This window comes from Psychrobacter sp. NPDC077938, from assembly GCF_044542635.1.
Classification (GTDB): domain Bacteria; phylum Pseudomonadota; class Gammaproteobacteria; order Pseudomonadales; family Moraxellaceae; genus Psychrobacter.
This window is the reverse complement of sequence record NZ_JBITUW010000002.1, coordinates 537,218-548,573: the sequence shown is the minus strand read 5'-3', so window position 1 is coordinate 548,573 and position 11,356 is coordinate 537,218. Positions and strand designations below refer to the sequence as shown.

The window sequence follows — 11,356 nt, the reverse complement described above, 5'->3', positions numbered from 1 at the left end:
CGAAAACGTTGATAACTCGCATGAGCCTGAGCGTCCGAGCATGGGTGGCTGCCCTGTTATGCATCAAGCGCACACTACTACTGCTTCTGCTGCGACAGATTGGTGGCCAAATGCACTGAACTTAGACATATTGCATCAGCAAGACAAAAAGACTGACCCAATGGGTGAAGACTTTGACTATGCTGAAGCTTTTAAACAGCTAGATCTAGAAGCGGTCAAAACTGACTTAAAAAACCTAATGACTGAGTCGCAAGAATGGTGGCCAGCGGATTGGGGGCACTATGGCGGCTTGATGATTCGTATGGCTTGGCATTCAGCTGGTACGTATCGCGGTGCTGATGGTCGCGGCGGCTCTAATACTGGTAACCAACGCTTTGCACCATTGAATAGCTGGCCTGACAACGTCAACCTTGATAAAGCCCGCCGTCTATTGTGGCCAATCAAGAAAAAATACGGCAACAAATTGTCTTGGGCCGATTTGATGATTTTGGCAGGTAACATGGCTTATGAATCTATGGGCTTCAAAACCCTAGGATTTGCTGGTGGCCGAGCTGATATTTGGCATCCAGAAAAAGACATCTATTGGGGTTCTGAGCGCGAATGGTTAGCCGCTACCAAAAACCGTTATGATAGCGACGAAGACCGCGCGTCACTAGAAAACCCACTAGCAGCAGTACAAATGGGCTTGATTTATGTTAACCCTGAAGGTGTAGATGGTAACCCTGACCCACTAAAGACCGCTCAAGATATGCGTACTACTTTTGCTCGTATGTCAATGAATGATGAAGAGACTGTCGCTCTAACCGCTGGTGGGCACACCGTTGGTAAATGTCACGGTAATGGTGATGCAACGATACTAGAAGACGAGCCAGAAGCCGCTGATATTAAAGAGCAAGGTCTAGGCTGGCGCAATCCTAAGGGTCGTGGTAATGCAGGCGATACTGTTTCAAGTGGTATCGAAGGCGCATGGACCACCAACCCTACCCAGTGGGATCATGGTTACTTTGAGCTTCTATTGAACCATGAATGGGCATTGACCAAAAGTCCAGCGGGCGCATGGCAGTGGGAACCAACTGACATCAAAGAGGAAGATCGTCCGTTAGATGCTCATGATCCAAGTGTACGTCGTAACCCAATCATGACTGATGCAGATATGGCATTGAGCAAAGATCCTATCTATCGTGAGATTTCAGAGAAGTTCCATAACAACCCAGAGTACTTTGATAAAGTATTCGCTAGAGCGTGGTTCAAACTGACTCACCGCGATTTGGGACCGAAATCTCGTTACTTAGGTGCCGACGTACCGAGCGAAGACTTTGTATGGCAAGACCCTATTCCTACAGGTAATGCGGACTTGACTGCTGATGATATTGCAACGCTAAAATCGCAAATATTAGACAGTGACATTAGTCGTCGTGAGTTGATCATTACAGCATGGGACAGCGCTCGTACATTCCGCGCTTCGGACTATCGCGGCGGTGCCAACGGTGCACGCATCCGTTTAGCCCCACAAAAATACTGGGCAGGCAACGAGCCAGAACAATTACAGCGTGTGCTTGAGACATTGACAAGTATTCAGTCTGGCTTTGAGAAAGAGGTTAGCTTAGCAGACCTTATTGTGTTGGCTGGTAACACCGCTATTGAACAAGCAGCAAACGATGCAGGTATAGATATTACTGTACCGTTTAATCCAGGTCGCGGTGATGCTGACGCTGAAATGACTGACGCCGAATCTTTCGCTGATTTAGAACCACTACATGATGGCTATCGTAACTGGATTCAGGGCGACTATGCGGTATCACCGGAAGAGATGCTGCTTGATCGTACGCAGTTGATGGGATTGACAGCACCTGAGATGGTCGTATTGCTTGGTGGTATGCGAGTGCTTGATACCAACCACGGTCAGAGCCAACATGGCGTCTTTACTGAACGCGCTGGCGTACTTACCAACGACTTCTTTGTCAATTTAACAGACATGAACTACACATGGCACCCTGTAAAAGCAGCCGACAATACTGCTAATAGCTACGAAGTACGTGAACGTGGTACAGGAAACGTCAAATGGCAAGCAAGCCGTGTAGACTTGGTATTTGGCTCTAACTCTATATTACGTGCTTATGCTGAGCTATACGCGCAGGATGACAACTTAGAGAAATTCGTTCGTGACTTCGTCCGCGCTTGGAACAAGGTTATGAATGCAGATCGCTTTGATATTGCAAAATAAACCAAGTTTGAAGTTGGTCAGTATCAACTAATTACCAGTAGTAAATAACTTTATAACTAACGAACAGCTATCTTTTAGAAGGTAGCTGTTTTTTTATGCTTAGTTTTTTATGCTTAATAATGACCGCTCTTTATGAGTTGTTAGATCAAATGGCTTCACTGACTAGACAGCGTTTACGGAACGAATAATTTTTTAGCATTGCAAAATACAAGTTCTATATTCATAATTATCATAAATTGATAGCTATTTATTATATACAAGAATAATAACTTTGTTTTACACTACTTTATTACTGTATGTTCAGACATTTTTACTTTCATATACAGACGAGGTTTGTATATTTATACAATAGGATTAAGTTATGGCAATCGACGTAGTGGTCAACCAACGGCATTTGCAGATTCAGCTCAAACAGCTAGAAACAGTATGGCATACGGTGATTAACGGTTATAACTTAAGCCAAGCGGCGACCGTGCTACATACCAGTCAATCAAGCTTATCAAAGCATATTGCTGCGCTAGAAAACCAGTTAAAGACGGAAGTGTTTGTGCGTCAAGGCAAACGCCTGACGGGACTGACCACCATGGGCACAGCGCTTATGCCTCATATCGAGTCTATATTCGCTGAAATTCGTACTATTGAAAATCTCAGTCTAGATTTTAATAATCCAAACATCGGTACGCTGACGATTGCTACCACTCACACACAAGCGCGTTATGTACTGCCGCAAGTGGTTAAAGAATTCAAAGATCGTTTCCCTAAAGTAAATTTGATTTTGCAACAGGCAGATCCTGAGACCATCGCTCAGATGGTCATACGTGGTCAAGCCGATATCGGTATCGCCACTGAGTCCTTATTACATAATAATTATCTTAGATGCTATCGTTACTATGACTGGACGCATCGCGTTATCGTACCGAGTGATCACGAACTGGCTAGCCAAGAGTCTATCGACCTGCCCACGCTTGCCAGCTATCCGATTGTGACCTATCACGGTGGTTTTACAGGACGCGGCGCGATTGACAAGACGTTTGATGAAGCAGGACTGGAGCCAGATATCGTATTAGCGGCGCTCGATGCCGATGTGATCAGCACCTATGTCGGTCTGGGCCTAGGTATTGGTATCATCGCAGAAATGGCATTTGAGCCAAGCCATTATCAAAACCTGACGGCCATCCCCGTCGATCATTTTGGTCGCTTTACCAGTTGGATGGCGGTACGTGATGATGCAGAAATCCGTCAGTATGGTCGCGCTTTCATGGAGCTATGCCAAAAGCAATTTGCAAATTAATGAGCATTTGTTAAATAAAGTATCTCAGACTTGCTCACCCTTACTCGACTGAGCTGTGGATGATAAAATAGATTCTAGAACGTTATTCAATGTTTCTTTTATATATTATTCACACTTGTATTGATATTTGGTCGAATGAAATTGATTAGCGACTAAATATCAATACATATTAACTTGCTCTTTTGTAAACAGGTGATACCGCTCATGGAAAAATTCGTAGCGATCATTATGGCAATTTTTGCCGCCCCTCTACTCATTGGCGGCGCTTATTTATTGTCCTTAGGCGGTAGTCCTTACTACCTCATTGCTGGCGTTATTATACTAACGACAGCTTTTTTATTGTTCAAAAAACACTGGAGTGCTTACGGGTTATATGCGCTATTTATCGTAGCAACCATGGCTTGGGCACTTTGGGAATCTGGGTTCTATTGGTGGGCGCTAGCACCTCGAGTTGGCTTCCCGCTTATATTTGGTTTGCTCATGCTATTGCCATGGGTATCCAACAAAATGCGTGGGCCTAAAACTCAAGTAGCCGCAAATGCTGCAGCTAATACATCAACCACAAACAACGCTAAGAAAAGCCCTCTGTATTATTGGGGTCTACTCGTAAGCGTGGCCGTAGGTGCACTGCTCTCTTTTGGTAGTTTAGCTAACAATGCCACTGACAAACTCGGTGAACTAGACTTGACTGCTGCAAATGATGACGAGCAAAACGTCAGCTCAGATGAGACGTCAGCCAACCTTGGTGATCCGTTATCAAACGGTCAACAAACACCAGATGGTGAGTGGAGTGCGTATGGTCGTACTGATTATGGTCAGCGCTACTCGCCTCTCGATAAAATCAATACCGATAACGTCAAAGATTTAGAACTGGCATGGCAAATCCAAACAGGTGATGTCAAAGGTCCTAACGATGTCGGTGAGACCACTTATCAAGCAACACCATTAAAAATTGGCAACGGTTTGTACCTATGTACCCCTCATAACTGGGTACTAGCGCTAGATGCCGACTCTGGTGAGACGTTATGGAAGTTTGATCCTCAAGTAGAGGAAAACTTACAACGACAGCATCAAACCTGTCGCGGCGTATCTTATTATGCGGGTCAAGCGACCAGTCCTGTGCAAGTACAAAAAATTGCTGGTAATACCTTTGAAAATGCATCTAAGCAATGTGATGCCAAGATATTTATCCCAACTTCTGATGCGAAACTATATGCACTCGATCCAAATACTGGGCAACGCTGCCAAGACTTTGGGGATGATGGTGCATTAGACTTGATGCATAACATGCCGTTCAATCAAGCAGGTTACTATTACTCAACGTCACCACCAGTTATCGCGGGTGATACCATCATCGTCGCTGGTGCTGTCAATGATAACTATGATGTTAACTCGCCTTCTGGTGTAATCCGTGCGTATGATGTTAATACTGGTGAGCTTCTTTGGAACTGGGACTCAGGCGATCCTGATAATACAGCGCCTTTCGATGTTAATGATCCAACCCAAACTTATAAGACCAGCTCGCCAAATTCATGGTCAGTCGCTACTGCCGATGAAGAGCTTGGATTGGCGTACTTCCCTATGGGCAACCGCACACCGGATCAGCTAGGTAGCTACCGAAATGCCGCTGAAGAAAAGTATGCAACGTCTGTTGTCGCATTAGATATCGAAACTGGTGAAGCACGCTGGGTTCAGCAGTTTGTCCATCATGACCTTTGGGACATGGACACGCCTGCTCAGCCGACCTTACTCGATCTAGATACGGCCGACGGCGTACAGCCTGCGCTGGTTGTACCAACCAAACAAGGCGATGTATACGTCTTGAACCGCGCAACGGGTGAGCCTATTGTACCGATTAAGGAGCGTCCTGCACCACAAGGCTATCTCATAGCGGGAGAGCACGCAGCGCCAACTCAGCCTTATTCTGGCTTGAGCTTTGAGCCTGAACCACTAACTGAAAAAGACATGTGGGGTGCCAGTCTCGTCGATCAAATGATGTGCCGTATTGAGTTCAATCAGCTCAACTATGATGGTCGCTATACCCCACCATCAACCAATGGTAGCTTAGTCTATCCTGGTAACTTTGGTACCTTTAACTGGGGCGGTATTGCAGTCGATCCTGAGAATGGCGTGATGTTCGGTATGCCGACATACTTGGCATTTACCTCAAAACTCATTCCTAGAGACACGTTGGGTGATGCAGAGACCAATAAAGGCGAGCAAGGCGTCAATGCCAATGAAGGTGCAGATTACGCAGTAGAATTGGGTCCCTTCTTGTCACCGCTAGGCGTACCTTGTCAGCAGCCACCATGGGGCACGATCGCTGGTGCTGACCTGGCCACAGGTGATATCGCTTATCAACGCAAAAATGGTACGGTACAAGACTTGTCTCCTATTCCTATCAAACTGGAATTGGGCGTACCTGGTATCGGCGGACCTATCATCACTAAAGGTGGCGTCGCGTTCTTGTCAGCGGCGACAGAAAACAACTTCCGAGCTTATGACTTGAAAAATGGTGACGTGCTATGGAATGTCCGTATTCCAGCAGGTGGTCAAGCGACGCCAATGACTTACTTGAACTCTAAAGGTGAGCAAATGGTCGTATTGGTCGCAGGTGGTCATGGTTCAGTTGGCACAACCATTGGTGATTATGTCTTAGCTTACAAGCTTAGTGACCAAGATAAATAATGTTGTATTTGGTTCTTAAGATAGTGATTATTTAATTTATCATTATCTTATAATCGACTAATTAGAGAAGCAGGTAACTTAGGTTGCCTGCTTTTTTTGATGCCATCTTTTTTTAATGCCATAGTGTAATACTGCTAAATCCTTTTATGACCTTACTTACAGTTTATTTATCGCTTATTTTGACCAACGACAACCTTCATAAATACACCTTAATAATTGTTAAGCGAGCTTAAAAACACAGTTAGCTGGCTTTGTTATGATTCATTAACAGTGGCTAGTGGCACTTGAAACTACCACTGTCTATAAGCATATCAGTAGAAAATAATTTACACACTACTGGAACATTTATGAGTAACAAAATCCCCTTATCTTTCTTAGACCTCGCACCTGTGCCTCAAGGCAAAACCATCGCTGAAGGCATCGCCCAAACAGTCGAAACCGCACAGCAAGCAGAAAAATCAGGCTTAAACCGCTACTGGATGGCAGAGCATCACAATATGCCCGGTATTGCCAGTGCAGCCACCTCAGTACTACTATCGCATATCGGTAGTCGAACTGACCGTATCCGTATCGGTGCTGGCGGCGTCATGCTACCGAACCATGCCCCCCTCGTGATTGCCGAGCAGTTTGGCACTTTGCAGGCACTATATGGCGACCGTGTAGACTTAGGTCTAGGCCGTGCGCCTGGTACTGATGGTGCGACGTTTCAGGCACTTCGTCGACAAATGAAAGATGCAGAACGCTTTCCACAAGATGTGCAAGAGCTGATGTATTTCTTAGGTAATGATACAGATGGCAGTCCTGTACAGGCATTTCCTGGCGCAAAATCAGGCATACCGATTTGGATATTAGGCTCTTCTCTATTTGGAGCGACTTTGGCTGCACATTTAGGACTACCTTATGTGTTTGCCTCTCACTTCGCCCCGCAAATGCTTGGGCAAGCAATTGAGGCTTACCGTGAGCAGTTTAAACCGTCTGTCTATCTAGATAAGCCTTATGTGATGTTGGCTGCAAACTTGTTACTGGCTGATGATGATGCGACCGCGCAGTATCACTTTACCTCAGCACAGCAGAGCTTTGTACGTCTGCGCCGTGGTGAGACAGGTCAAATGCCTAAGCCTACTCACGATATGGACAGTATCTGGAGTCAAGCAGAGAAAATGATGGTAGACAATGCATTGTCAGTATCATTCATTGGCTCTGTCGACACGGTCAAACCAAGACTCGCTGCGTTTTTGGCAACCTATCAGCCAGATGAGCTGATTGTGACGGCCAATATTTATGACCAAGCTGCCCGTATCCGTTCACTTGAACTTACACCTGAGCTAAACTTATTTACTTTACAATGAAATGAGACACTTGCATAATTATTGATGAACCTTAACTGGATTTTTGACATGGAAGCAACTCCCATTATCGGTGCATCGCTCATGATTGGCTCGTCGATATTTATGTATATCATCGCCTTTCTTGCAGTTATGGCTATCGGTGGTTATTTGACCTACCGTACTAGTCCAAAGCGAAAGCAGCGTCGTGAAGACAAGCGCAATAGTGAACGCTAAGTTAATACCAAAAGCCCTCTTTTCTTATTTGAAAAGAGGGCTTTTTTAAGGCTATCAAAGTTAGATAAAGCGGAAGTACTCACTTATTTAAAAATAGTACAAAATCTGCATTACATCAGTCCAAGCGCACGTAACGTCGCTGCCCCAATCGCCATACCAAACATGCCGACAACAGTAGTAAATGCCAAAATATTAGCCGCCAATACATCATTGCCACCCATTGCTTTTGCCATGACATAGCTGGCTGCAGCTGTGGGCGATGCGACCATCAAGAACAACACCCCCATATGCACGCCTGATAATCCAAAGCCGAGCCCAACAGCGATAGCAATCAATGGTGCGATGACAATTCGCCCAATGCTTGCTTGCATGGATAAGCCCGAAGGATGCAACATGGACTTTAGGTTAATACTAGCACCTGCACAGATCAGTGCTAACGGTAGAGCCACCGCTGCCAGTAAGTCACCAGTCGTATGAATCACCCCAGTGAGTGGCGGTAGCGGCAGCGCCTTATAGACGAATGCCCCAACCAATGCCAAAATTAAAGGATTGGTTAGCAACTTTTTCACAATCATCGTACCGCGACTAACCCATGTGTCATCCATGCTTTTGGATACGCGGCTCAAGGTAATGACCGCCAAAATATTAAACAGTATCGTCACCACGCCCATATAGACAGCACCGATACTTAATCCTTGCGCGCCATAAGCATTAGCCACGGTTGCAAGGCCAATGATGGCCATGTTGCTACGGAATACGCCTTGTACAAACACACCTTGGTCTTTAGGACGCTTGACGAAGCGTTTGGCATAAAACTCTGCGCCAATAAATAATATAAACGTCACCAAGATACCAACAATGATAAGCGTAATTTGCTTACCATAATCGACGTCGCTATCGACCACGCTAAAAAACAATAAACACGGCAAGCAATAATTAAAGACAAAACTTGATGCCTGATCGATAAAAGTTTGGCTTGCTTCACCACGTCGTTGCATAAAAAAACCCAACCACATTAAGGCAAGGTTGGGTAAGACAATGGTAGTAGCAAAAACAATAGCATCAATCATAAGTAGACTCAGTTCGGTGACAAGCCCATGAATATATGGACATCAGCGAGACAAATTAACAAGTAGTAAGGAAATTTACTGACCTAGTATAGAGACAAAGTAGCAAGTAGGACAAGGTTACATATGATTTTCTTTCAAAATCGATCGTTTTTTTGGCAAACAAAAGCCCGTAACGACATGTCGTTACGGGCTTTTTATACTATAAGTACTTTATTATAAAAGGCTTTATTACATAGCTATTATGAGTCCAAGGCAGCTTTTGCTTTTTTATGCTTTTTAACCGTCATTGCCAACAACTGAATAGCAGCAGGGGTTACACCGCTTACGCGTCCCGCTTGAGCTAGCGTCGCAGGACGAATTTGCGTAAGTTTCTGTACTATCTCATTCGATAGACCTGACACGATACTATAATCAAAATCTAGCGGCAGCGCCGTGTTTTCTAAACGCTTCATTTGATCAATATCTTCTTGTTGACGGTCGATATAGCCAGCATATTTGACAGAAATCTCTATCTGCTCACCCACTTGTGCATCAACAGTTGAGTCAGTGATAGCTGCGATATCGGCAAAATGTATTTGCGGACGCTTTAGCAAATCAAAGGCAGTCGACTCTTTAGACAACACTTCACCCGTTTGCTCAGTCACTTGCTTACCTAAAGCATTAGCAGGCGTGGCCCACATATCTTTTAGGCGTGAAGTTTCTGTCGCAATGGCTTCCATTTTCTCTTGATAGGCTTGCCAGCGTACATCGTCTACCAGACCTAGCTTACGACCAGTCTCAGTCAAACGCTGATCTGCATTGTCTTCACGTAAGAGCAAGCGATATTCTGCACGGCTCGTAAACATACGATACGGCTCGGTAGTACCATGGGTAATCAAGTCATCAACAAGCACACCAAGATACGCTTCATCGCGGCGCGGGGTCCATGTGTCAAACTCGCTATTGTTAGTAGTGACCAATGCCGCATTGGTACCTGCTAGCAAACCCTGCACGCCCGCTTCTTCATAGCCTGTCGTACCGTTGATCTGACCCGCAAAGTACAGACGATCAATCGACTTGGTTTCAAGCGTTGGCTTTAGGTTTTGCGGATCAAAGTAATCATACTCAATCGCATAACCCGGACGAGTAATATGGGCATTTTCTAAGCCTTTCATACTATGAATAAAGTCTAACTGCACATCAAATGGCAAACTGGTTGAGATACCATTGGGATACAACTCATGTGTGGTCAGACCTTCTGGCTCGATGAAAATCTGATGGCTGTCTTTATCCGCAAAGCGATGAATCTTATCTTCGATAGATGGGCAATAACGCGGGCCTACGCCTTCGATTTTGCCAGAGAACATTGGTGAACGGTCAAGGTTTTCACGAATAATGTCATGAGTACGCGCATTGGTATGGGTTATATAACAATTGACCTGCTCAGGATGCATAGAAACATCACCCATATAGCTCATCACTGGCAATGGTGTATCACCCGGCTGTACCGTCATTACACTAAAGTCAACGCTACGCGCGTCGATACGTGCCGGCGTACCTGTCTTTAGACGACCAACTGGCAGCTTAAGCTCACGTAAACGATCTGCCAACTTGATAGAAGGCTGATCCCCTGCACGGCCACCATTTGAGTTCTCTAAACCGATATGAATCACGCCGCCCAAGAAAGTCCCTGAGGTCAATACGACTGTTTCGGTCTTAAAGATAATACCTGTAGAAGTAACGACTGCGGTCGCACGACCGTTTTCAACCAAGATATCATCAGCAGCTTGCTGGAATATATCTAGGTTTGGCTGGTTTTCTAGCGTATGGCGGATAGCTGCTTTATACAAGATGCGATCTGCTTGCGCACGCGTGGCACGAACGGCAGCCCCTTTACGGCTGTTTAGTACGCGAAACTGAATACCAGCCTTGTCCGTTGCCAATGCCATTGCACCGCCCAACGCATCAATCTCACGCACCAGATGCGATTTACCGATACCGCCAATCGCAGGGTTACAACTCATCTGCCCGAGCGTCTCAATATTATGCGTCAACAATAAGGTCTGTGCGCCCATGCGTGCAGCCGCTAAAGCAGCTTCTGTACCAGCATGACCACCGCCGATCACTATCACGTCGTAATGTTTTGGGTATTGCATGTGTGCCTCACTTGACTCATAACGCTGCTGATTGCCATATCTTATGTTCAAATAAGAAAACAATCAGCAAATAAACGTCAGTCGAATTTATAAGAAGATAACGACTCAGATAAGTCGTTCATAATTGGTTAGGGCGTGTTCTTATTTTGAAAATGGTGATAAGAATGAGATAAATTGCAGCCAAACAAGGAAAATAGCGCAGATAATATCAGGGCATTAACCAGCTATTTGACATAGTTTGGCAATATTTAACCATTTTTAGCCCATTCAGATGCTTTTTTTCAGATTAAGGACACGACCTGAATAACCCATAATTATAACAATTTTTTGATACTTAAAAAACGTTAGAACAAAAACTATTAAATTTAAGCAAAAAGTTCTCTACT

At 44.9% G+C, this 11,356-nt stretch carries 7 protein-coding genes; 5 read left to right on the top strand and 2 right to left on the bottom strand.

Features of this window, described 5'->3' with window-relative positions; all coding sequences use genetic code 11:
• The first annotated feature begins 40 nt into the window (after positions 1-40).
• From katG to ACIGBM_RS05715, 5 genes are all read left to right on the top strand, one after another.
• On the top strand, positions 41-2,224 hold the full coding sequence (gene katG / locus ACIGBM_RS05735; RefSeq protein ID WP_397477117.1) for a catalase/peroxidase HPI: 2,184 nt from the start codon (positions 41-43) through the stop codon (positions 2,222-2,224).
• Between the two features lie 361 nt (positions 2,225-2,585).
• Positions 2,586-3,515, top strand: a complete 930-nt coding sequence (locus ACIGBM_RS05730) for a LysR substrate-binding domain-containing protein (protein ID WP_057759664.1) — start codon at positions 2,586-2,588, stop codon at positions 3,513-3,515.
• Positions 3,516-3,719: 204 nt separating this feature from the next.
• A complete protein-coding gene (locus ACIGBM_RS05725; protein WP_397477054.1) occupies positions 3,720-6,203 on the top strand; it encodes a glucose/quinate/shikimate family membrane-bound PQQ-dependent dehydrogenase in 2,484 nt (827 codons plus the stop codon).
• Between the two features lie 347 nt (positions 6,204-6,550).
• Positions 6,551-7,552: an LLM class flavin-dependent oxidoreductase gene (locus ACIGBM_RS05720; RefSeq protein WP_397477053.1), complete on the top strand. Its 1,002-nt coding sequence runs from the start codon at positions 6,551-6,553 to the stop codon at positions 7,550-7,552.
• Between the two features lie 48 nt (positions 7,553-7,600).
• The gene (locus ACIGBM_RS05715; RefSeq protein ID WP_160021934.1) at positions 7,601-7,765 is read left to right on the top strand and encodes a hypothetical protein; all 165 of its coding nucleotides are present in this window, start codon (positions 7,601-7,603) and stop codon (positions 7,763-7,765) included.
• Positions 7,766-7,875: 110 nt separating this feature from the next.
• On the opposite strand, the gene ACIGBM_RS05710 is transcribed toward ACIGBM_RS05715, so the two are convergent.
• Positions 7,876-8,835 carry an AEC family transporter gene (locus ACIGBM_RS05710; protein ID WP_397477052.1) on the bottom strand — a complete coding sequence of 320 codons (960 nt, stop codon included), beginning with the start codon at positions 8,833-8,835 and terminating at the stop codon, positions 7,876-7,878.
• Between the two features lie 239 nt (positions 8,836-9,074).
• Positions 9,075-10,970: a tRNA uridine-5-carboxymethylaminomethyl(34) synthesis enzyme MnmG gene (gene mnmG / locus ACIGBM_RS05705; RefSeq protein WP_397477051.1), complete on the bottom strand. Its 1,896-nt coding sequence runs from the start codon at positions 10,968-10,970 to the stop codon at positions 9,075-9,077.
• Positions 10,971-11,356 lie beyond the last annotated feature (386 nt).